Annotated in this window: 20 protein-coding genes and 1 tRNA gene; 8 read left to right on the top strand and 13 right to left on the bottom strand. The window is 68.9% G+C overall.

The window, feature by feature from the left end; genetic code table 11:
* Positions 1-127: 127 nt before the first annotated feature.
* The 3 genes from C8P69_RS16040 to C8P69_RS16030 form a co-directional block, all read right to left on the bottom strand.
* Positions 128-991 carry a DMT family transporter gene (locus C8P69_RS16040; RefSeq protein WP_108178446.1) on the bottom strand — a complete coding sequence of 288 codons (864 nt, stop codon included), beginning with the start codon at positions 989-991 and terminating at the stop codon, positions 128-130.
* Positions 988-1779, bottom strand: coding sequence for a sulfite exporter TauE/SafE family protein (locus tag C8P69_RS16035; protein ID WP_108178445.1), 792 nt, complete (start codon positions 1777-1779; stop codon positions 988-990). Before C8P69_RS16035 ends, C8P69_RS16040 begins: the two co-directional genes overlap by 4 nt.
* Positions 1780-2000: 221 nt before the next feature.
* The gene (locus tag C8P69_RS16030; RefSeq protein WP_108178444.1) at positions 2001-2333 is read right to left on the bottom strand and encodes a DUF1127 domain-containing protein; all 333 of its coding nucleotides are present in this window, start codon (positions 2331-2333) and stop codon (positions 2001-2003) included.
* Positions 2334-2533: 200 nt separating this feature from the next.
* Here C8P69_RS16030 and C8P69_RS16025 point away from each other — a divergent pair, with 200 nt between their 5' ends.
* On the top strand, positions 2534-3415 hold the full coding sequence (locus C8P69_RS16025) for a LysR substrate-binding domain-containing protein (RefSeq protein WP_108178443.1): 882 nt from the start codon (positions 2534-2536) through the stop codon (positions 3413-3415).
* A 446-nt stretch (positions 3416-3861) separates the two neighbouring features.
* Here C8P69_RS16025 and C8P69_RS16020 read toward each other — a convergent pair whose 3' ends face one another.
* Positions 3862-5232 (bottom strand): glutamate--cysteine ligase, encoded by a 1371-nt coding sequence (locus C8P69_RS16020; RefSeq protein WP_108178442.1) that lies wholly within the window; start codon positions 5230-5232, stop codon positions 3862-3864.
* A gap of 263 nt (positions 5233-5495) precedes the next feature.
* Between C8P69_RS16020 and C8P69_RS16015 the strand changes: the two genes are divergently transcribed.
* From C8P69_RS16015 to hisS, 3 genes are read left to right on the top strand one after another with little or no spacing between them, the layout of a single operon-like run.
* On the top strand, positions 5496-6158 hold the full coding sequence (locus C8P69_RS16015) for a hypothetical protein (RefSeq protein WP_108178441.1): 663 nt from the start codon (positions 5496-5498) through the stop codon (positions 6156-6158).
* Positions 6155-6877: a polysaccharide lyase family protein gene (locus tag C8P69_RS16010; protein WP_108178440.1), complete on the top strand. Its 723-nt coding sequence runs from the start codon at positions 6155-6157 to the stop codon at positions 6875-6877. Before C8P69_RS16015 ends, C8P69_RS16010 begins: the two co-directional genes overlap by 4 nt.
* A 33-nt stretch (positions 6878-6910) precedes the next feature.
* Positions 6911-8395 (top strand): histidine--tRNA ligase, encoded by a 1485-nt coding sequence (gene hisS, locus C8P69_RS16005; RefSeq protein WP_108178439.1) that lies wholly within the window; start codon positions 6911-6913, stop codon positions 8393-8395.
* 187 nt (positions 8396-8582) lie between these two features.
* Here hisS and C8P69_RS16000 read toward each other — a convergent pair whose 3' ends face one another.
* From C8P69_RS16000 to rpsT, 9 genes are all read right to left on the bottom strand, one after another.
* Entirely contained in the window at positions 8583-8879 is a 297-nt protein-coding gene (locus C8P69_RS16000; RefSeq protein ID WP_108178438.1) for a GIY-YIG nuclease family protein, read from the bottom strand.
* A 236-nt stretch (positions 8880-9115) separates the two neighbouring features.
* A complete protein-coding gene (locus C8P69_RS15995) occupies positions 9116-9736 on the bottom strand; it encodes a trimeric intracellular cation channel family protein (protein WP_108178437.1) in 621 nt (206 codons plus the stop codon).
* 6 nt (positions 9737-9742) lie between these two features.
* Positions 9743-10357 (bottom strand): nucleotide exchange factor GrpE, encoded by a 615-nt coding sequence (gene grpE / locus C8P69_RS15990; RefSeq protein WP_108178436.1) that lies wholly within the window; start codon positions 10355-10357, stop codon positions 9743-9745.
* 91 nt (positions 10358-10448) lie between these two features.
* Positions 10449-11471 carry a 2-dehydropantoate 2-reductase gene (locus C8P69_RS15985; RefSeq protein ID WP_108178435.1) on the bottom strand — a complete coding sequence of 341 codons (1023 nt, stop codon included), beginning with the start codon at positions 11469-11471 and terminating at the stop codon, positions 10449-10451.
* A gap of 10 nt (positions 11472-11481) precedes the next feature.
* Positions 11482-12390, bottom strand: a complete 909-nt coding sequence (gene folD / locus C8P69_RS15980; RefSeq protein WP_108178434.1) for a bifunctional methylenetetrahydrofolate dehydrogenase/methenyltetrahydrofolate cyclohydrolase FolD — start codon at positions 12388-12390, stop codon at positions 11482-11484.
* 5 nt (positions 12391-12395) lie between these two features.
* On the bottom strand, positions 12396-13514 hold the full coding sequence (gene dnaN, locus C8P69_RS15975; protein ID WP_108178433.1) for a DNA polymerase III subunit beta: 1119 nt from the start codon (positions 13512-13514) through the stop codon (positions 12396-12398).
* Between the two features lie 148 nt (positions 13515-13662).
* The gene (gene dnaA / locus C8P69_RS15970; RefSeq protein WP_425440764.1) at positions 13663-15066 is read right to left on the bottom strand and encodes a chromosomal replication initiator protein DnaA; all 1404 of its coding nucleotides are present in this window, start codon (positions 15064-15066) and stop codon (positions 13663-13665) included.
* A 136-nt stretch (positions 15067-15202) separates the two neighbouring features.
* Positions 15203-15649 (bottom strand): rhodanese-like domain-containing protein, encoded by a 447-nt coding sequence (locus C8P69_RS15965; RefSeq protein ID WP_108178431.1) that lies wholly within the window; start codon positions 15647-15649, stop codon positions 15203-15205.
* 741 nt (positions 15650-16390) lie between these two features.
* Positions 16391-16657 carry a 30S ribosomal protein S20 gene (gene rpsT / locus C8P69_RS15960; RefSeq protein ID WP_108178582.1) on the bottom strand — a complete coding sequence of 89 codons (267 nt, stop codon included), beginning with the start codon at positions 16655-16657 and terminating at the stop codon, positions 16391-16393.
* A gap of 226 nt (positions 16658-16883) precedes the next feature.
* Between rpsT and C8P69_RS15955 the strand changes: the two genes are divergently transcribed.
* The 4 genes from C8P69_RS15955 to C8P69_RS15940 all read left to right on the top strand — a co-directional run bounded on the left by C8P69_RS15955 (position 16884) and on the right by C8P69_RS15940 (position 20996).
* Positions 16884-17801 (top strand): DMT family transporter, encoded by a 918-nt coding sequence (locus C8P69_RS15955; RefSeq protein WP_170118269.1) that lies wholly within the window; start codon positions 16884-16886, stop codon positions 17799-17801.
* Positions 17802-18327: 526 nt separating this feature from the next.
* Positions 18328-19896 carry a 2-isopropylmalate synthase gene (locus tag C8P69_RS15950; RefSeq protein WP_108178429.1) on the top strand — a complete coding sequence of 523 codons (1569 nt, stop codon included), beginning with the start codon at positions 18328-18330 and terminating at the stop codon, positions 19894-19896.
* A 10-nt stretch (positions 19897-19906) separates the two neighbouring features.
* Positions 19907-20821, top strand: coding sequence for an ROK family protein (locus C8P69_RS15945; protein WP_108178428.1), 915 nt, complete (start codon positions 19907-19909; stop codon positions 20819-20821).
* Positions 20822-20920: 99 nt separating this feature from the next.
* A tRNA-Lys gene (locus tag C8P69_RS15940) sits at positions 20921-20996 on the top strand.
* The last annotated feature ends 237 nt before the right edge of the window (positions 20997-21233 follow it).

Raw genomic sequence — 21233 nt, 5'->3', positions numbered from 1 at the left:
CGCTGCACGACGCTTCCGTCATGCCCGGGCTTGTCCCGGGCATCCACGACTTCCCTTGATCGCGCGGAGTTCAAGTCGTGGATGCCCGCCACAGGGGCGGGCATGACGCGGTGGGGGCGGCGCGCCCTCAGCGCCGCATGGCCATGAGGCAGGCGAGGATGATGAGCGCCGCGCCCGCGAAGGTGGTCCAGGCCGGCACTTCCGCGAAGACGAGGTAGCCGAGCCCCGCGCTCCAGACGAGCGCGGTATATTCCAGCACGCCGAGCGGCCCGGCATTGGCGTGCTTGAAAGCCCAGGCCATGCAGAGGTGCCCGGCGAGGCCGAAAGCGCCGATGCCGAGGAAAATCACCCAGGACCTCAGCTCCGGCGCCTCCCAGACCGCATAGGCGAAGGGCGCGATGATCAGCAGCGGAAAGAGGTTCTGGAACAGGATGATGAGGCCGAAGGGATCGGTCTGCGCGCGCTTTCTCAGCAGCACGAGGTTCGCCGCATAGGTCAGCGCCGAGGCCACGGCAGCGGCGATGCCGAGGACCCGGACCAGGTCGAATTCCCCACCGCCGACCTTGCCGGCGACGATCACCGCCATGCCGATGAAGCCGACGAGGATGGCGACGAGTACGGCGCGCTGGATCGCCTCCTTCAGGATCAGCGAGGCGAGCAGCGCCAGGAACAGCGGCGACAGGAAGGACAGCGTGATCGCCTCGGCCAGCGGCAGCACGGCGAGGGCATAGAAGAACAGGAAGGCGGTGATGGTGACCAGCACCCCGCGCAGCAGATGGGCGCGCAGCATCGGCGCGGTCGGCGCGGAGGGGCGCGTCCACAGGAAGAAGGCGATGGCCCAGGGCATGCCGCAGGCGTAGCGCATCAGCACGATCTGCGCCGTCGGGTGGGCGGTCGCCACACCCTTGATCATGGCGTCCATGACCGAGAGAAGGAAGATGCCGAGCCCCGCCACGAGGAAGGGGGCATAGCGGTGCTGGGCGAAGGTCATGCGATCCAGAGGGCGCGAAGCGCGTCGACGAGGAGTTTCGTGCCGGCGAGCCCGACGAGGACGTAGCACAGGGTGAAGAGGCGCTCGCGCGGCAGCCGGTCATGGAGCCAGCGGCCGATCAGAACGCCGAAGGGTACGATGGGGGCGAGGACCAGCGCCTTGACGAAGACGGCGGGCTCGTCGAGCCCCGAATAGACGTAGCCCGGCAGCTTCACGAGGTTGCCGATGGTGAAGATGATCACCGTGGTGGCGGCGAACTCGGTCTTGGTGAGGCCGCGGCGCAGCAGGTAGAGCGCCATGGGCGGCCCCCCGGCATGGGCGACATAGGTGGTGAAGCCGGCACCCGCGCCGGCGAGGGCGGCGAAGCCCGGCATGACCGGAATTGTCGCGGCCGTCGCGCCGCGCCTGGCGAAATGGTGGATCGTGAAGGCGAGGGTGATGAGCGCGATGACAAGCGCCACCCAGCGGCGGTCGACCCATTCGAAGGTGAGGAAGCCGAGGAAGAGGCCGGCAAGGAAGCCCGGCATGATCCAGGTGAGGTCCGGCTTCGACCAGGCGGTGCGCGGGAAGGAGCCGAGCGCGAAGAAATCCATGAAGGCGACCAGCAGCGCCGTGACGATGGCGGCCTGGATCGGATCCATCACCAGCGCCAGCAGCGGGATCCCGAGGAGGGCGAGGCCGCCGCCGAAGGCGCCCTTGCCCAGGGCCATGAGAAAGGTCGCCACTGCGCCCACGGCGTAGAAGCTCCAGTCGGCAGGAAGGGCGGCGGTCAGGGATGCGAGGGTCACGGGTCTCGGCTCGGGGGCGCGCCGGTCTAGCCCAGCGGGCCGCTCTCGCCTAGGGCGAGACAGGCAGTGCCCTCCCGCAAAGACAGAGGAGCCGCCGCGGGGCACGCGACGGCTGGTCTCCTGGAAGAAAGAGGAGCCGCCGCGGGGCACGCGACGGCTCCAGGGGGTCCAGCGACGCGAGCGAGGGGACGGCGGGTCGCTGGACGGATGGGAGGTCAGTCTCACATGCAGGGCACGGAGCGCGGCAGCGCGGCGTCGACATCCGGCACCAGTGACGGGCCGGTGACGGCGCGGGCGAAGCGCCGCCGGCCTTCGCGCTCGGCAACCCGGGCGGCGAGCGCCGTGGTCGGATCGCCGAAATAGCCCGTGGCCGAGGCATCGCGCAGGTCGGAGCGCGTCAGGCCGAGATCGGACAGGGTGCGGTCATCCATCTCGCAGAGTTCGGCATAGCCGCGGCGCGCCTCGTTCCACGTACGGAGCGACTTGGCCTGATTGCGGACCACGGCGACCACCGACAGGACGGCGGAAGAAAGCGTGACAGCGAACATCGGCATGGGGGTCTCTCCTACGGTTCGGACGCGGCACGCCTGTCCCGACGCCCGCACCGGAGGGTGCGAGCGGCCGGGGATCTCACCCGGGCCGCGGGGTCATGTGCCGATGAAGGCATCATGCCATTGGCCGATTGATCATTGAAGCGAATGTTTTTAATGTAGGTCATCAGAATTGATGATGCGACCGTCCGAGGGGGATACCGGTGGCCGTCCTGCTTGATATCGACCAGCTGCGCACATTCATGGCCATAGCCGACACGGGCAGCTTCACCCGCGCCGCCGACGTGGTCTTCAAGACGCAGTCCGCCGTCTCCATGCAGATGAAGCGGCTGGAGGAGCGCATCGGCAAGCCGCTCTTCGAGCGCGACGGCCGCGCCTCGCGCCTCACGGAGGATGGCGAGCGGCTGCTCGACTATGCCCGCCGCATCGTGAAGCTCAACATGGAGGCCGTCTCCGCCTTCGCGACCGCCGAGCTCACCGGCCGCGTCCGCCTCGGCGTGCCTGACGATTATGCTGACCGCTACCTCCCTGAGATCCTCGCCCGCTTCTCGCGCTCCAACCCGCGGGCGGAGGTGACGGTCATCTGCGAGCCGTCATCCATGCTTGCCGAGCGCATCCAGTCGAACGAGCTCGACATCGCCATCATCACCCACACGCCGCAGAAGGGCCCGGCGCTGGTCTTCCGCCGCGAGCAGCTGCTGTGGGTCGGCTCGGCGCGCTCCTCCGTCCATTGCGACGACCCCATCCCGCTCGCCGTCGGGCGCCCGACCTGCGACTGGCGCCGCGCCGCGACCGAGCGGCTGGAGGCGGCGGGCCGCGCCTATCGCATCCTCTATGCGAGCTGGAATGCGGCGGCGGTCGGCGCTGCGGTGATGGCAGGCCTCGCCGTGTCCGTTCTGCCGGAATCGGCGCTGCGGCCGGGGATGCGGGTGTTGCAGCCGACGGACGGCTTCCCGGCGCTGCCCTCGGTCAGCGTCGCGCTGCTGCGCAATCCGCACGAGATGTCCCAGCTCGCCGAGGCGCTCGCCGACCACGTCGTGTCGAGCCTCGACAACCTGACGGAGCATGCCCAGGCGGCGGAGTGACGCCGGTTCGGCGCGGCTCCGACAGCCGGATGGAACACGCCCTCATCGCGTCATGGTCGGGCTTGTCCCGGCCATCCACGACTTGAACACTGGTCCTCGAAGAGAATTCGTGGATGCCCGGCACAAGGCCGGGCATGACGGTCGGTGGTTCTTGTGCTCCGTGGTGACAACACCACCCGTCACCCCCGGCCGAGCGCAGCGAGGGGAAGGGGGTCCAGGAGCCAAGGCTAAGACCCTCTGGTCCAAAGGATCGCGGTAGCGCCCTCCGGTTAAGCGCCGCCGCCCTGGATCCCCTTCCCCTCGCTGCGCTCGGCCGGGGATGACGGTGAGAGGTTCGGGAGAGAGGCCGGCCGGGGATGACGACGAGAGGTGCGAGAGAGGCAGGCCGGGCGTGACGGACGGAGGCTCAGGCGCGTCCCACCCCAACGGCCGCGCCGCCCGTCGCCTCAATAGGCCTGTTCTTCAAACACCCGGTCGATCTGGCCCTGCCACGGCCCGAGATATTTCTCGATCAGCGCCTCGGCCGCGGTGCGGCCCTCGTCGACGATGGCCTGGATGGGGTCGAGATAACGCGTCTCGTCGCAGCCGTTCATGTCGAGCCGGTCGCGGCGGCGCAGGCCCGTCCGGGCGAGGGTGAGCATCTGCCGGGCGAGTTCGTGCACGGTGATGCCGCGGATCTCCGCCTTGAAGCCGAGCTTCGGCACGTCGTCGCGCAGCTTCTGCCGCTCCTCCGCCGTCCAGTCCTTGACGAGGTCGTAGGCCGCATCCAGCACGCCGTCGTCATAGAGCAGGCCGACGAAGAGGGCCGGGAGCGCCACGATGCGCGACAGCGGGCCGGAATCGGCGCCGCGCATCTCCAGGTAGCGCTTCAGCCGCACCTCCGGGAAGATCGTGCCGACATGGTTCACCCAGTCGGAGAGCACGGCGCGCTCGCCGGGCGCGGCGGGGTTCTTTCCCGCCAGCAGGTCGCGGAACGAGGAGCCGGCGACGTCGACATAGGTGTCGCCGCGCTTGATGAAATACATCGGCACGTCGAGGGCGTAGTCGACATAGCGCTCGAATCCCATGCCATCCTCGAAGGCGAAGGGCAGCATGCCGGCGCGCTGGTTGTCGGTGTCCATCCAGACCGCCGAGCGGAAGGACAGGTAGCCGTTGAGCTTGCCTTCGGTGAAGGGCGAATTGGCGAAGATGGCGGTGGCCACCGGCTGCCAGGCGAGCGACACCCGCAGCTTCTTGACCATGTCGGCCTCGGACGAGAAGTCGAGGTTCGCCTGCACCGTCGAGGTCCGGTACATCATGTCGAGGCCGAGCGTGCCGACCTTCGGCATGTAGCGGGTCATGATCTGGTAGCGCGACTTCGGCATGATCGGCGTCTCGGCGCGCGACCATTTCGGGCTCATGCCGAGGCCGAGGAAGCCGATGCCGAGCGGCTCAGCGATTTCCCGGACCTGTGCGAAATGCGCGTGCGCCTCGGCGCAGGTCTGGTGGATCGTGTCGAGCGGCGCGCCCGACAGCTCGAACTGGCCGCCCGGCTCCAGCGAGATGGCGCCGCCGCCGGTGACATCGGCGAGGCCGATGATCTTGCCGTCGTCCTCGATGGGCTCCCAGCCGAGCAGGCCTTCCATGCCCTTCAGCAGCGCCTCGATGCCGCGCGGGCCCTCATAGGGCACCGGGGCGTGGGTATCCCGGTAGAAGCCGAACTTCTCGTGCTCGGTGCCGACGCGGAACCTGTCCTTCGGCTTCACGCCCTTCTCGATCCAGGCGACGAGTTCGTCGCGGGATTCGATGGGCGTCATGTCGACAGTATCGCGAGCCATGCAGGGGTCCTGATGCGGATGCGAAGGCGGGGCGGGAGAAAAGCACGACGGCCCCCGCCTCGGATAGACCCGCACATAGCGATCATCCTGCGGTTTCGGAAGACCAGCCGCCCCATGGCGGCCACCCTGCGGACACAATCCTGTCACCCCGGGCGCGGTTTCACCCCTCAGCCTGGAGGCGTTCGGTCGCTGCCCGGCACCGCCGGCAGCGGTCGCGGCCGTGATATCCTGACCGCCGATTCGACCGGAGGAGCCTCGTCCCCATGAATCCCGTTGTGGTGCGTTCCCCCCTGCCGCTCGCCACCCTGATCCTCTTCAGCTGCCTCGCCGCGGGCCCTGCTGCCGCGCAGACGCAGCAGGTGACGCCGGTACAGCAGGCGCCGGACCGCGTGGCGCCGCCGCCGGTTGGCCCCACCCCCACCGATATCTCCGCCGAGACGCGCCGGGCGCAGGAGGCCGCATCCGCCGGCCGCTCGGTCGAGGCCCTCGACGCGCTGGACGAGGCGGCCATCGCCGTCTCCGAGAAGATGCCGCTCACCATCCGCCGCGCCACCTTCGTGGCCGAGGAGCCGCAGGGCTACGGCGTCTTCAACCCGCGCGATTCCACCAGCTTCGAGGCGAGCCAGCCGCTGCTCGTCTATGCCGAGCTGGCAGGCCAGGGCTGGCGGCGCTCGGGTGACATCTTCCGCACCGACATCGTCCTCGATTTCGAGCTGCGACGGGCGGATGGCCAGTCGCTGGTGGCGCAGCAGGCCTTCAACACCATCGCCACGGCCAGCCGGCGTCGGAACCGCGAGTTCTTTCTCTACGTGACCTATTCCTTCTCCGGCCTCGAGCCCGGCGACTATGTCGTGCGCACGACGGTGCGCGACCGGGTCGGCGCCAAGCAGACCGCCTTCGATCTGGCCTTCGCGGTCCGCCGGTGAGGGCAGCGCTTGTCGTCCTCGCGCTGCTCGCCAGCAGCGGGGCCGGGGCGCAGGACTTCCCCGGTTTCACGCGGGCCGTTGCGGCTGGCGCCCATCCGGCGATGGAGGTGCTGCAGCCCCATCCGGTCAGGCTGCCGGGCTTTCCCACGACACGGATCGAGCTGCGCGCCGGGGATTGCGGGCCGCCATGTCCCGCCGACACGGAGCGGGCGGAGCTTCAGGAGAGCGGGCCGGGCCTCGCGCCGGGTGCGCCAGTTTTCACCGCCCTGTCGCTCTTCATTCCGCGCGGCACGCTGGCGACCCCGGATCTCACCGTCACGCTCGCCCGGCTGATGCAGGGCGAGACGGTCGTGCTCGCCGTCGAATGGCGGCCGGGTGGGCTCTTCGCCACCGGCCCGGCACTCGGCGAGGATCGGCTGATCGTCCCCGAGACCAGCCTCGCGCAGCGCTGGCACGACATCCTCATCGACCAGCTCTGGTCGGCCGGGCCCGACGGGCGCCTGGCGCTCTGGGTCAACGGCCAGCGCGTCGTCCAGCGCACCGGCCCCAATGCCGCGGCGGGTGCGGCGGTCCGGCTCGCCTATGGCCTGTCGCGGCGGCCGGTCTCGGCCTTCACGGCCCGCACGGGCACCCGTCCGCCCACCCAGGTCGTCTATTTCGCCGCCGTACGCCGCGACGCCGACCGCGGGCAGGTCGACATCGACCTGAGGGTGCGCTAGCACACCGGCCTCACATCCTGCCGGAAGAGTTCCATGTCCGAGACCCCGAAGAAGAAGCCCGGCGCGCTCGCCCGCCTGCCGCGCGGCTTCGTCGACCGTGACGCGGCCGAGATCGCCGGCGTCAACGCCATGCTGGACACGATCCGCAAGGTCTATGAGCTCTACGGTTTCGAGGCGGTGGAAACGCCGGCCATCGAGTTCACCGATGCGCTCGGCAAGTTCCTGCCCGACCAGGACCGGCCGAACGAGGGCGTCTTCTCCTTCCAGGACGACGACGAACAGTGGCTGTCGCTCCGCTACGACCTCACCGCACCGCTCGCCCGCTATGTCGCCGAGCACTTCGACGCGCTGCCGAAGCCCTATCGCAGCTATCGCGCCGGCTATGTCTTCCGCAACGAGAAGCCGGGGCCGGGCCGCTTCCGCCAGTTCATGCAGTTCGACGCCGACACGGTGGGCTCCGCCTCGCCGGCGGCGGATGCCGAGATCTGCATGATGGCGGCCGACACGATGGAGCGGCTTGGCATCGCCCGCGGCGACTACGTGGTGAAGGTCAACAACCGCAAGGTTCTCGACGGCGTGCTGGAGGCCATCGGCCTCGGCGGCGAGGAGAATGCCGGCCGCCGTCTGACGGTGCTGCGCGCCATCGATAAGCTCGACAAGTTCGGCCCCGAGGGCGTGAAGCTGCTGCTCGGCGCGGGCCGCAAGGACGAGAGCGGCGACTTCACCAAGGGCGCCGGGCTGGATGATCAGGCGATTGCCCGCGTGCTGGCTTTCACCGCCGCGAAGGGCTCGGACGGCGCCGCGACCATTGCCAATCTGCGCGCTGTCGTCGCCGGCATCGCCCGTGGCGAGGAGGGCGTCGGCGAACTCGCCGACATGGCGACCCTGTTCGATGCAGCCGGCTACGGATCCCGCATCGTCATCGATCCCTCCGTCGTCCGCGGTCTCGAGTACTACACCGGCCCCGTCTACGAGGTGGAACTGACCTTCCCCGTCACCAACGAGGATGGCCAGGTCGTGCGCTTCGGTTCGGTCGCCGGCGGCGGGCGCTATGACGGGCTGGTCGCCCGCTTCCGCGGCGAGGAGGTGCCGGCCACCGGCTTCTCCATCGGCGTGTCGCGCCTCGCGGCGGCGCTGAAGTCGCTCGGCAAGCTCGGCGCCGAGAAGCCGGTCGGCCCCGTCGTCGTCCTCGTCATGGACCGCGACCAGATCGCGGAATATCAGGCGATGGTCTCCGAGCTGCGCGCGGCCGGCATCCGCGCCGAAATGTATCTCGGCTCGTCGGGCATGAAGGCGCAGATGAAATATGCCGACCGGCGCAACGCCCCGGCCGTGATCATCCAGGGCTCGAACGAGCGCGAGGCCGGCGAGGTGATGATCAAGGACCTCGTCGCCGGCGCCGAGGCTGCCAAGACCATCACCGACAATGCCGAATGGCGCGCCGCCCGGCCCGCCCAGTTCGCGGCCAAGCGCGGCGAGCTGGTCGAGAAGATCCGCGAGTTGCTCGCCGGGCGGTGAGGGGGCGGTTTGGCGCCCATCGTCGCGTCTCGTCCCAAGGAATTCGTGGATGCCCGGGACAAGCCCGGGCATGACGGATGGAGGTTCCGGAGACAGCCCGCTTCCGGCGTTTAACTGCCCTTTCCGCGTCATGCCCGGGCTTGTCCCGGGCATCCACGACTTTGGAGCGATCCGGTCCGGAGCCGTGTCAGACAAGATCGTCGTAGAGGTCCCGCCAGTCCGGATTGCTCTCGTGGATCAGCCGCACCTTCCAGGCGCGCGGCCAGCGCTTGATGCTGCGCTCCCGCTGGATGGCATCACGGATGTCATCGTAGCGCTCCATCCAGACCAGCAGCTTCAGTCCGTAGTGTTTGGTGAAGCCCTCATAGGCACCCGTGCGGTGCTCGTGGCCGCGGCGCGCGATGTCGTTCGTCACGCCAGTGTAGAGGACGCCGTCGCGCCGATTGGTGATGATGTAGACCCAGCCGCCGCGCGCCCGCTCCATCGGAGCCTCCGTGACCGCGGCGATTGAAGCAAGTCGTGGATGCCCGGGACAAGCCCGGGCATGACGGGTGGTGGTTCAGGAGACTGACCGCTTCCGGCTTATCGCCGCCCTCTCCGCGTCATGCCCGGGCTTGTGCCGGGCATCCACGACTTCATTCAACAGGCAACAGGCGCAGCTCTCGAACCTGCCGAAACCCTAGCCGACCAGCGTCGCGCTGTCAAGGACAATAATCCTAATCACCCGTCCCGCCGGCCATAGGTCGGCAGCGACCAGTTGCCCCGGATCGCCAGGGCCCGGATGACGAAGGTCGTGGTGAAACCCGCGAGGTCATCCAGTTCCGGCGAGACCCAGCGGTTCACCGCGACGAAGGCCAGGGCGCCGGCCAGCGAGGCCGTGACATAGACGTCCCGCCGCAAGGCCAGCGGCACGTCGCCGGCGAGTATGTCGCGGATGATGCCGCCGAAGGTGGCGGTGACGACGCCGAGCAGAACGGCGGAGATTGCCGGCGCGCCGGCATCCAGCGCCCGGGCGGCGCCGGTGGCGGTGAACAGCGCAAGGCCGACCGCGTCGGCCCAGAGGATGGCCCGCGCCCGGTCCTCCCGCTCGAACAGGTCGGCGGTGAAGAAGGCGGCGAGCGCGACGGCCGCGCAGATCACCACCGCCGTCGGGTCGATGATCCAGGTGACCGGGCGGATGCCGAGGAGCACGTCGCGCAGCGTGCCGCCGCCGATGCCGGTGACGGTGCCGAGCAGCGCGAAGCCGAAGGGGTCCATTTGCTTGCGGGCCGCGACCAGCGCTCCGGTCAGCGCGAAGACCGCGATTCCTGCCCATTCGAGCCAGGGCAGGAGCCCGGTCATGCCGGATCAGGCCTCGTCGGAGGCGGCGGGCTGGGGCGCCGCCTTCGGCCCACCGGTGGAGACGCCGACCAGGGCCGGGCGCAGCACGCGCTCGCCGATGACGAAGCCGGCCTGGACCGTCTGCACGACGGTGCCCTTGGGCAGCTCGGCATTCGGCACCTCGAACATGGCCTGGTGCAGGTTCGGGTCGAACTTCTGGCCGTCCGGCTCGATCTTCTTCACGCCGTGCTTCTCGAGGGTTTTCAGAAGCTCGCGCTCGGTGAGGTCGATGCCCTCGACGAATGCCTTGAGTGGGCCCTCGGCCGGGCGGGCCTCGGCGGGAAGCGTCTCGAAGGCGCGGCGCATGTTGTCGGCGACGTTCAGCATGTCGCGGGCAAAGGAGGTGACGCCGTAGGTGCGGGCGTCCGCCACCTCGCGCTCGGTGCGCTTCCTGAGGTTCTCCATCTCCGCCAGCGTGCGGAGCATGCGGTCCTTCATGTCGCGCGCCTCGGCCTGGGCGGCGGCGAGCAGCGCCGGGCCGGCATCCATCAGGGAGGCCTCGGCCTCGGGGGCGGCGGCGTCGGCGGTTCCGGTGGCCTCGTCGATCGGCACTTCGTCGTGCCCGTTGGTCGGGTTGGTCATGGCAATGCGCCTCGGGTGGAAAAGGTTGGCCCGGATATCGAACCTGCCGACGACAAAATCAAGGCTGCGCGATCAAGGCTGGGTGGTGATGTCAGGCCATGCCGAGGGCTTTGACGAGATCGGCGCCGGAAAGGCGGGTGCCGGGACCCGCGGCTTCGATGAGCCGGATCATGGCGGCGTTGAGCGGCGCGGTCCCGCCGTGGGCGGTGGCAAGGCGGAGGACGGCGCCGCAGAGGTCGTCGATCTCGGTCGGCCGGCCGGCGGCGAGGTCATCGGCCATGGAGGAGCGGGCCGTTGGGCCGATGGTGAGCATCGAGGCGGCGATGCGGGAGAAGAGGAAGGTCGGCAGCCTCAGGATGGTCGGGATGAGGGCAGGGGGCGCAGCGCCGACCTTCGCCGGACGGATCCCGGCGGCCTTCATCGCCGCCAGCGCCTCGTCCTGCAGCGCGGCGAGGACGCGGCGATAGGCGCGGTCCATCAGTTCGCCCTGCAGCGGCAGGCCGGACAGCGCATTGACGGGGTTGTTGAGGTTGAGGAGCAGCTTGCCCCATTGCACCGACGCCATGTCGGCGGAGAGGGTGAGCGGCAGGCCCGCCGCGGCGAAGGCAGGAAGCGCCGCGCGGGTCGCGGCATGGTCCGCGGCGTGGAGGTCGCCGGAGGTGGTGCGGCGGACGAGGAGCCGGCCATCGGGCCCGGCATCCAGCGTCACGTTGAAGGGCACCATGCCGGCAAGCGCCACGAGATGCGGCGCGGCCGCGGCGATGCGGGCGGGATTGTCGATGCCGTTCTGCAGCGACAGGACGGGCGTGCCGGCGGGAAAGGCTGCGCCGATGGCTGCCGCCGCCTCGGCAGTGCCGCCGGACTTGGTGCAGAGCAGGATGAGGTTGCCCGCGGGACCGGCGACCTCGGCCGGGGTCTCGACCACGGTGAGGGCGGCCGGCCGGAGCACCGCCTCGGTGCCGTCGAGATCGGCGAGGCCGAGGCCGTGGGTCCTCAGCGCCGCCGCCCGCTCGCCGCGGGCGACGAAGACGACCTCGGCTCCGCCGAGTGCCAGCTTTCCGCCGATGTAGCAGCCGATGGCCCCCGCTCCGACCACAACGAAGCGCTGGGCCATCGCGGTGTCCTCAGGCGCCGAAGCGCGGCCGGGCGAGGCCCTCGCGCAGATGCGCTGCGGTCACGGTGTTCGCCATCAGCAGCGCGATGGTCATGGGGCCGACGCCGCCGGGCACCGGCGTGATGGCCGAGGCGACGGCGGCGGCTTCCGCATAGGCGACATCGCCGACGAGTCGCGTCTTGCCCTCGCCCTTCTCCGGCGCGGGGATGCGGTTGATGCCGACATCGATCACCACGGCGCCGGGCTTCACCCAATCGCCGCGGACCATCTCGGGCCGCCCCACCGCCGCGACCAGCACATCGGCCTGCCTGCAGAGGGCGGCAAGGTCCGCGGTGCGGGAATGGGCGATGGTGACGGTCGCGTCGCGCTGCAGCAGCAGCTGGGCGATCGGCTTGCCGACGATGTTGGACCGGCCGACGACCACGGCATGCTTGCCGGCAAGCGAGGGGCCGAGGACGCTTTCGATGAGGATCATCGAGCCGGCGGGGGTGCAGGGCACCAGCGCCCGGTCGGTGGCGCCGGAGCCGAGCAGGCCGACATTGACGGGGTGGAAGCCGTCGACGTCCTTGGCGGGGTCGATGGCGGTCAGCACCGTCTCGGCATCGATGTCCTTCGGCAGCGGCAGCTGGACGAGGATGCCGTCAATGCCCGGATCGGCATTGACCCGGGCGACCAGCGCCAGCAGGTCGGCCTGGCTGGTGGTCACGGGCAGCGTGTGCTGCTCGGAGCGGAAGCCGGCGGCCTCGGCCTCGCGGCCCTTGTTGCGGACATAGACCTGGCTTGCCGGGTCCTCGCCGACGAGCACGACGGCGAGACCGGGCGGGCGGCCCTTGGTGGCGCGGAAGGCGTCGACACGCGCCTTGACCTCGGCGAGGACGGCGGCAGCCGCGGCCTTGCCGTCGATGATGCGGGCGGTCACTGGCGTCAGACCCGCATCGGCATGAGGACGTAGAGCGCGCCGGGGCCGGCGGGGTCATGAATCAGCGTCGGCGAGCCGGGATCGGCCAGCTTCAGCTCCACCGTGTCGCCGTCGATCTGGCCGGTGATGTCGAGGAGGTAGCGGGAGTTGAAGCCGATATCGAGGCCGTCGGCCTCATAGGAGACCTCGAGCTCCTCGGTCGCGCTGCCCGAATCCGGGTTGGTCACCGACAGGGTCAGGCGGCCGTCATTGGCCGAGAGCTTCACGGCGCGGCCGCGCTCCGACGACACGGTCGAGACGCGGTCGACCGCGGCGGCGAATTCGCCCTTCTCGACGGTGAGGATCTTGTCGTTGGCCTGCGGGATGACGCGGGCATAGTCGGGGAAGGTGCCGTCGATCAACTTGGAGGTGAGCACGGTCTCGCCGAAGCGGAAGCGGATCTTGGCGGTGGAGAGCTCGACCGTCACCGAGGCGTCGGGCGAGTCGGCGAGGCGCTGCACTTCGGCGACCGTCTTGCGCGGCACGATGACGCCCGGCATGCCGGCCGCCCCCGCCGGGGCCTCGAACTCGACCTGGGCGAGGCGATGGCCGTCGGTGGCGACAGCGCGCAACAGGCTCTGGCCGGCCTTCTCCACCACATGCAGGAAGATGCCGTTCAGATAGTAGCGCGTCTCCTCGGTGGAGATGGCGAACTGGGTCTTGTCGATGAGCCGCTTCAGGTGGCCTGCGGGCAGGCTGAAGGAATGGCTCATCTCGCCGGCAGCGATGTCGGGGAAGTCGCTCTCGGGGATCGTCTGGAGGGTGAAGCGCGACCGCCCGGCTTTGACGGCCAAGGTGCCCTTGTCGCCGACCATCTCGAGCTGGATCTGCGAGCCGTCCGGCAGCTTGCGGACGATGTCGTAGATCATGTGCGCCGGCACGGTGGTACCGCCGGCCGCGCCCACCTCGGCGGGGAGCGTCTCCACTACCTCGATGTCGAGGTCGGTCGCCTTGAGGCGCAGCGAGGTGCCGTCCGCCTTCATCAGCACGTTCGACAGGACGGGGATCGTGTTGCGGCGCTCAACCACACGGTGGACATGCCCGAGGGACTTCAGGAGCTGGGCCCGTTCGACGGTGACCTTCATCCATGCTGCTCCGATCGACGGGGGCGCCGGGCTGTCCGGCACCCCGAAAACAAGGGGCGTCAGTCAACCCCGCGGCGCAGCATGATGCAAGCGGAAGGCCAGTCCCGGCCGCCCTATCCACGCCTTTCCTGTCGAAAAGGGCCGCGGGTCAGTCGTTGAGACGCCGCTTCAGCACCTCGACCTCCTCGCAGAGCGCGGGATCCTGGCCGACGAGGCCCTCGATCTTGCGCACGGCGTGCAGGACGGTGGTGTGGTCGCGGCCGCCGAAGCGCCGGCCGATCTCGGGCAGCGAGCGCAGCGTCATGGTCTTGGCCAGATACATGGCGATCTGGCGCGGCCGGACGACAGTGGCGGTGCGGCGCGAGGAGAGGATGTCGGAGCGGCTGACATTGTAGTGCTGCGCAACGATCTTCTGGATGTCCTCGATCTTCACGCGCTTCGGCTCGACGACGCGGACGAGGTCGCGGATGGAGCGCTCGGCCATCTCCACCGTCACCGGCTGGCTGGTCAGGCGGTTGGTGGCGATGAGCCGGTTGAAGGCGCCATCGAGGTCACGGCCGTTCTGGGTGACGTTCTTGGCGACATAGGTCATCACCGCCGGCGGCACGTCGAAGCCGGGATGGGCGAGCTTCGCCTGGGCGAGCTTCTGCTTGAGGATGTCGAAGCGCAGGTTCTCGTCCAGCGCGCCGATCTCGACCGTGAGGCCGCCGGCAAGGCGCGAGCGCACCCGCTCGTCGAGGTTCTCGAGGTCGGAGGGCGGCCGGTCGCCGGCGACGACGATCTGCCGGCCGGCATCGATCAGGGCGTTCAGCGTGTGGCAGAACTCGGCCTGGGTCTGCTTGCCCTGCAGGAACTGCAGGTCGTCGATGATCAGGAGGTCGATGTTGCGCAGCGCCTCCTTGAAGGCGATGGCGGTCTGGTTCTTCAGCGCCGCGACGAAGCCGAAGGTGAACTTCTCGGCGGTGAGATAGAGCACGCGGCGGCCGCCGGCCTGCGCCATGCCGGCGACGGCATGGAGAAGGTGCGTCTTGCCGAGGCCGACGCCGGCATGGATGTAGAGCGGGTTGAACAGCACGGCGTCGGTCGGGCGGGCCTGGGCCACCTGCAGGGCGGCGGCACGGGCGAGGGTGTTCGAGCGGCCCTGGATGAAGGTGTCGAAGGTCAGGCGCGGGTCGAGCGGCGAGCCGCCGAGCGTGTTCTGCACGGAGGAGAGCTGCGGGGCCTCGGCGCGGCCGGCGGCGGGAGCAGCGGCCGGACGCGGCGTCTCTTCGACCGGGCGGGGACGGACCACGGCGCGGGCGCTGGCGGCGGTGCGCACGGCGACGTCGATGGAGACGGGGCGGTCGGCCTCCTCGCTCCAGCGGGCGATGATGCGGTCCTTGTAGTGGTGGTCGATCCAGCTCTTCAGGAAGCGGGTCGGCACCGACAGGCGCACGGCGTCGCCCTGGGCGGCCTCGATCTCGATGCTCTTGAACCAGCTGGAGAACACGTCCTCGCCGAGCTCGGCACGCAGCCGGCGGCTGACGCGCTCCCAAATGGCTCCCGCACGCATGGAATCGCTCATGGTGTCGGTCGCATCCTCAGTGATTTCACGGACGGTGTCGTGAGTGGCAAACACGATGGTCCCCCATCTGGTCCGGCTGGACGAAATTAACGCGGTGATGAACGGATCGAAGACGGAAGCGGCGTCAGCTCTGGCGCCAGGGAAGGCCCTCGGCCTTCCAGCCTGATGACCCGCCCCTGTGCCCCCTGTCATCGGGGGGGCCCTCGAAGCCTCCCGCCACATTGAAGCAGGCGGTGAAGCCGGCCTCGGCCATGGCGATGGCCGCGGCCTTGGAACGAATGCCGGAACGGCACAGGAAATAGAGCGGCGCATCCTTGGCCACGCCGCGGGCGGCGAGCGAGGCTGCCAGGGTCGAGACGAAGTCCGGGTTGACGGTCATCGCGGGAAAAACCTGCCATTCGAGACGGAGGGCCTCACGGCCAAGGCCGGTGAGGTCGGGCGAGCCGACATAGGCCCATTCGGCGGTCGTTCGAACGTCGATCAGCTGCGCGGCGGAGTCCGTCCGCAGATGATCGAGGCAGTCTTTTGGCGATCGGTCCCCAGCATAATTCGCCCCCTGCGCATGCGACATCGCTCATCCACACGGCCGTCAAGCGGCCGCGCGCCTCAGTTGTCAAACCCAATGTTCAACTCGCAAGGTTGCTCCAGGCACCGTCCAAGGACGACACCCTGAAGACTTTGTTCTCCGGCTTCACCCCCCGATACTGCGACCGCTTGGGGACTGATCTTGCCTCGACTGAGGCAAAACAGTCCCTGGCCTGCGACTGCAAGCGCGGATCGTCAGCTCTTCCAATGAAGCCCGAGGTGGCCCCCCCGAGTGATGAAAGTGATACACAGCGCACCCGGACCCGGCAACGGATTTCGATTAAGAAATGGTTAAGGGCGCGCGCTTGACTCCCTCTGCGATTTCGGGTTCGGCGGGGACGTTTTTCAAGCCTCTGATGAATCGTCAAATTTTGATCGGGCCTGAGAAAGTGCCTTGGCCCGTGGCGGAATTTTGGGGCGGCGACTTGCCGCAGCGTCATGCCGGGTGCCGCAAGCGTTTCGCCACCGTAACGGGCGTCCCCCGGCTAAGCTTCTGATTCACGGGGGCTTTTCCGAAGCGACCTTTAGCCGGTTCAGCGCACCCTCCGTGCCACGTCATGTGGGCCGACAAAATTTTTGGGTTGACGCCTCTCTGTTGCTCATCCGCAACAGTTCCCCACGGGGTCATCCAGATACCGGCGCGCCAACAGCAAAAAGCCCGGCGCGAGGCCGGGCTTGGAGCGGTCGATCGGGGCCGGCGGCGGGAGCCGCCAGGCGGGCTGCCTGATCAGGCGCCGATCTTGGCGATGCGGTGGGCGAGGCGCGACACCTTGCGCGAGGCGGTGTTGCGATGCAGGACGCCCTTCTGAGCGGCGCGGATGATTTCCGGCTGCGCCGCCTGGAAGGCAGCGGCGGCGGCGGCCTTGTCGCCCGAGGCGATCGCCTCTTCCACCTTGCGGAGGAAGGTGCGCATGCGCGAGCGGCGAGCCTGGTTCACAGCGGTGCGCCGCGCGATCACGCGGGCGGCCTTCTTCGCGGAAGCCGTATTGGCCATAGGTCTTGTCCCGGCGGCTGGCCCCGGAGACCTCGGGGCGCAAGAAAACGAGAGCGGCGGCACGGGGCCGCCACGGAGGGGTCCCTATAGTCTCGGACCATTCCGGCGTCAACGGGAAATGGGGCGGGCCCTGCGTTTTTCGCGGGGGACCGGCGGTCGCCTTGGCCTTAGAACATCAGGCCCGGCGCCGCGCCGCCTCCCAGAGCCTGCCCTCGAGCCGAGCCCCATGACAGCGCCTTCCTCCTCCGCCGCAGCCGCCCGCCCCCAGGGCCGCTTCATCCTCGTCGTGCTCTGGATGGCCGGAACGCTGCTGTCCTTCTCGGCCATCGCCGTCTCGATCCGCGCCCTGCATGGCACGCTGACGCTGTTCGAGATCCTGGCGCTGCGCAATGTCGGCGGGCTGATCATCCTCGCCGCGATCATGGTGCTCGCTCCCGATCCGGGGCAGCGCATCCGGCCGGCCCAGCCGCTCATTCATGCGGTGCGCAATTCCATCCACTTCGTCGCGCAGGCGCTGTGGGCCTATGGGCTCACCGTCCTCCCCCTCGCCACCGTCTTCGCGATCGAGTTCACCACGCCGACCTGGGTCGCCATCTTCGCCGTCTTCTTCCTCGGCGAGCGGATGACGCTGCCGCGGGTCACGGCACTCGTCCTTGGCTTCGTCGGCGTGCTCGTCATCCTGCGGCCGGGCTTCGACAGTTTCCGGCCCGAGGCGCTGGTCGTCGCGCTGGCGGCGGTGGGCTTCGGCGTGCAGCAGACCACGACGAAGTTTCTCACCGGCACCAATTCCACCTGGACCATCATGTTCTGGATGAACGTCATCCAGCTGCCGCTGAACCTGGCCGCCAATGCCGTCATCGGCGAGCCCGTCTGGTTCGCGCCGAAACTGGATCCCGCGCAGTGGCTGCCGCTTGCCGCCATCATGGTCTGCGGCTTCACGGCGCATTACTGCCTCACCAATGCCTTCCGGCATGGCGATGCCATCGTGGTCACGCCGATCGACTTCCTGCGCGTGCCGCTGATCGGCCTCATCGGCTGGCTGATGTACAGCGAGCGGCCGGACATCGCGGTCCTGATCGGCGCGGCGATCGTGGTGGCGGGGGTGCTGATCAACATCTACGCGGAATCCCGCCCGCGCCCGTGAGTCCCTATCGCGAGGATTTTCGTCCTTGCGATGTCCCGCGTCGGGACCTCACCATTAACCAGACTGGGCATTCAGGCTGACAGAACTGGCAGGCCCCTCGCGGCCGAGGGTGGCGAGACCTGCCCATTTCCGCGCGGACATGACGGCAACATCGCGGTGTCCGCGATTCGGACATGGTCCGTTCGCTGGAAGGTCCGAGGGTTAACGCCGGCTCTGCCGTTCGGCCCCTCCCGGACTTCCTGCTTGCGCTGGTCCCCCCGGATCGGTTAGGCAAGACCAACGGCGGCGTCATGCCGCGTTTGTCGAGGGACCCCCGTGCCGATCGTCCGTGCGCCCGCACCGATCAGCCTTCGCGCGCTTCGCGCCACCCCCTCGCTTTCCCTCCTTCTGCTTATGCGCCCCTGAGCACCGGCAGGGCCGATCGGCCTTGGCGCTCAGGGGATCACGAAACCGCAGCCCGCAACCCGGGGGTCTGTGACGTGAGGCGCTGAGACGCCGCCGCGGCCCCGCAGCAAGGACAAGACCCATGACCAGCACGAGCGTTTCCGAGAAGGACCGCGTCGTCATTTTCGACACCACCCTGCGCGACGGCGAGCAGTGCCCCGGCGCCACCATGACGCTGGAGGAGAAGCTCCAGGTCGCCGATCTCCTGGACGAGATGGGCGTCGACATCATCGAGGCCGGCTTCCCCATCGCCTCCAACGGCGATTTCGAGGCCGTCGCCGCCATCGCCGCCCGGGTGAAGAACGCCGTTGTCTGCGGCCTCTCCCGCGCCGGCGCCGCGGACATCGACCGGGCGGGCGAAGCCATCCGCCATGCCAAGCGCCCGCGCATCCACACCTTCATCTCCACCTCGCCGGTGCACATGAAGTACAAGCTCCAGAAGAGCGAGGAGCAGGTTCTGGAGATGGTGGTCAACCAGGTCACCCGCGCCCGCAATCTCGTCGGCGACGTGGAGTGGTCGGCCGAGGACGGCACCCGCACCGAGCACGACTTCCTGTGCCGCTGCGTCGAGGCCGCCATCAAGGCCGGCGCCACCACCATCAACATCCCGGACACGGTCGGCTACACGGCCCCGCAGGAGTACCGCGCCCTGTTCGAGATGGTGCGCAACCGCGTGCCGAACGCGGACAAGGCCATCTTCTCGGTCCATTGCCATAACGACCTCGGCATGGCCGTGGCCAACACCATTGCCGGCGTGCAGGGTGGCGCGCGTCAGATCGAGTGCACGATCAACGGCATCGGCGAGCGGGCGGGCAATGCGGCGCTGGAGGAGATCGTCATGGCGATCAAGACCCGCAACGACATCTTCCCCTATGAGACCAACATCGACACGAGGATGCTGACCCGGGCCTCGAAGCTCGTCTCGACCGTCACCTCGTTCCCGGTGCAGTACAACAAGGCCATCGTCGGCCGTAACGCCTTCGCCCATGAGAGCGGCATCCACCAGGACGGCATGCTGAAGAACACCCAGACCTACGAGATCATGACGCCCGACACGGTCGGCGTGAAATCGACCTCGCTGGTCATGGGCAAGCATTCGGGGCGCAACGCCTTCCGCGACAAGCTGAAGAACCTCGGCTACTCGCTGTCGGACAACCAGCTGGAGGACGCCTTCGTCCGCTTCAAGGAGCTCGCCGACCGCAAGAAGGTGATCTACGACGAGGACATCGAGGCGCTGGTGGACGAGAAGCTGGCCAACAGCCAGGACCGCATGAAGGTCATCTCGCTGCTGGTCGTCGCCGGCACGCTCGGCCCGCAGGCCGCGACTCTGACGCTGGATCTCGACGGCATGCACAAGACCGTGCAGGCCACCGGCAACGGTCCCGTCGATGCCGTCTTCAACGCCATCAAGGCCATCGTGCCCCATGAGGCGGTGCTGGAACTCTACCAGGTCCATGCCGTTACCCAGGGAACGGATGCGCAGGCGGAGGTTTCGGTGCGGCTGCAGGCGGAGGGCAACACCTTTACGGGCAAGGGCGCCGACCCGGACACGCTGGTGTCCTCGGCCAAGGCCTATCTCTCGGCCCTCAACAAGCTGACCGCCAAGCAGCAGCGCCTCCATCCCCAGCACGCCACCGTCGCGGCTGAGTAAGCGGACGGGCATGCGCATCGGCGTCGACCTCGGCGGCACGAAGATCGAGGTCCTCGCCCTGGGCGACCGGGGCGAGGAGCTGCTTAGGCGGCGGGTGCCGACGCCGCGGCATGACTACGACGCCATCATCGCCGCCATTGCCGCGCTGGTGAGGGGCGTCGAGGCCGATCTCGGCGTCACCGGCACGGTCGGCGTCGGCATTCCCGGCTCGATCTCGCCGGCGACCGGCCTCGTCAAGAACGCCAACACCACCGTCCTCATCGGCCACCCGCTCGACCGGGATCTCGCCGGCGCGCTAGGCCGCGAGGTGCGGCTGGAGAACGACGCCAATTGCTTCGCCCTGTCGGAGGCCGTGGATGGCGCCGCCGCAGGCGCTGGCATCGTCTTCGGCCTCATCATCGGCACAGGCGCGGGCTCGGGCATCGTCATCGACGGCCAGGTCCTGCGCGGCCGCCATCTCATCGGCGGCGAGTTCGGCCATAATCCGCTGCCCTGGCCGAGCGTTGCCGAGGTGGAGGAGGCCCCGGCCTGCTATTGCGGCCAGCGAGGATGTCTCGAGACCTGGGTGTCCGGCACCGGCTTTGCCGATGACTATCGGCGCGCCACCGGTCTTGCCGTTGCTGCGCCTGACATCGCCGCCGCAGCCGCCTCGGGTGATCCCGCCTCGCGCGCGGCCTACGAGCGCTATGTCTCGCGTCTGGCGCGGGGTCTCGCGCAGGTGGTCAATCTCATCGACCCGGATGTCATCGTGGTCGGCGGCGGCATGAGCAATGTCGCCTCGCTCTATGACGACTTGGCCCCGGCCATGCGGCCCTACGTCTTCTCCGACAGCTGCACCACGCCCATCGTCAAGGCGCGTTATGGCGACTCCTCCGGGGTGCGCGGCGCGGCCTGGCTCTGGCCTCCCGGTAACCCTGTCGCGTGAGGGGCGCAGCCACGCGCAAAAAAGCGTCACGGCGTTCTGGACACCGCCCCCCACCTCTGCTAGTGACCCGGCTCCCGCGGGCGACGCCCTCCGGGACGTGGGTGATTAGCTCAGTTGGTAGAGCAGCTGACTCTTAATCAGCGGGTCGAAGGTTCGAGTCCTTCATCACCCACCAAACCTCCTCCTCCTCTCATGACGATGACGCCGACAGGCGATGGCGACCGCGGTCTGCCGCGCTGACGGCTTGCGCCGTATCGCAGCGGGCGACGCGCCCTGGTCATGGCCATGTCAGCCGCGCCCGACACACAGCCCGCCGAGAGGCTTGTCAACCGGCGACCCGGGCTCCATTTGGCCGCCGATGCGGCCATACGCCATCCGCCGCGCTCCATTGACGGGTTGCCCCGCCTATGTG

The sequence above is a fragment of the Phreatobacter oligotrophus genome (genome assembly GCF_003046185.1).
Taxonomy (GTDB): domain Bacteria; phylum Pseudomonadota; class Alphaproteobacteria; order Rhizobiales; family Phreatobacteraceae; genus Phreatobacter; species Phreatobacter oligotrophus.
This window is presented reverse-complemented; position numbering and strand designations above follow the sequence as displayed.

Bases quoted from the DNA above. Each gene is read 5' to 3' on its own strand.
- rpsT (WP_108178582.1), bottom strand. From the start codon at position 16,657: ATGGCCAATACGGCTTCCGCGAAGAAGGCCGCCCGCGTGATCGCGCGG.
- dnaA (WP_425440764.1), bottom strand. From the start codon at position 15,066: ATGCGTGCGGGAGCCATTTGGGAGCGCGTCAGCCGCCGGCTGCGTGCC.
- C8P69_RS16020 (WP_108178442.1), bottom strand. From the start codon at position 5,232: ATGGCTCGCGATACTGTCGACATGACGCCCATCGAATCCCGCGACGAA.
- C8P69_RS15945 (WP_108178428.1), top strand. From the start codon at position 19,907: ATGCGCATCGGCGTCGACCTCGGCGGCACGAAGATCGAGGTCCTCGCC.
- C8P69_RS16000 (WP_108178438.1), bottom strand. From the start codon at position 8,879: ATGGAGCGGGCGCGCGGCGGCTGGGTCTACATCATCACCAATCGGCGC.
- C8P69_RS15995 (WP_108178437.1), bottom strand. From the start codon at position 9,736: ATGACCGGGCTCCTGCCCTGGCTCGAATGGGCAGGAATCGCGGTCTTC.
- hisS (WP_108178439.1), top strand. From the start codon at position 6,911: ATGTCCGAGACCCCGAAGAAGAAGCCCGGCGCGCTCGCCCGCCTGCCG.
- dnaN (WP_108178433.1), bottom strand. From the start codon at position 13,514: ATGAAGGTCACCGTCGAACGGGCCCAGCTCCTGAAGTCCCTCGGGCAT.
- C8P69_RS15965 (WP_108178431.1), bottom strand. From the start codon at position 15,649: ATGTCGCATGCGCAGGGGGCGAATTATGCTGGGGACCGATCGCCAAAA.
- C8P69_RS16030 (WP_108178444.1), bottom strand. From the start codon at position 2,333: ATGCCGATGTTCGCTGTCACGCTTTCTTCCGCCGTCCTGTCGGTGGTC.
- C8P69_RS16040 (WP_108178446.1), bottom strand. From the start codon at position 991: ATGACCTTCGCCCAGCACCGCTATGCCCCCTTCCTCGTGGCGGGGCTC.
- C8P69_RS15955 (WP_170118269.1), top strand. From the start codon at position 16,884: ATGACAGCGCCTTCCTCCTCCGCCGCAGCCGCCCGCCCCCAGGGCCGC.
- C8P69_RS16015 (WP_108178441.1), top strand. From the start codon at position 5,496: ATGAATCCCGTTGTGGTGCGTTCCCCCCTGCCGCTCGCCACCCTGATC.
- C8P69_RS15985 (WP_108178435.1), bottom strand. From the start codon at position 11,471: ATGGCCCAGCGCTTCGTTGTGGTCGGAGCGGGGGCCATCGGCTGCTAC.
- grpE (WP_108178436.1), bottom strand. From the start codon at position 10,357: ATGACCAACCCGACCAACGGGCACGACGAAGTGCCGATCGACGAGGCC.
- C8P69_RS15950 (WP_108178429.1), top strand. From the start codon at position 18,328: ATGACCAGCACGAGCGTTTCCGAGAAGGACCGCGTCGTCATTTTCGAC.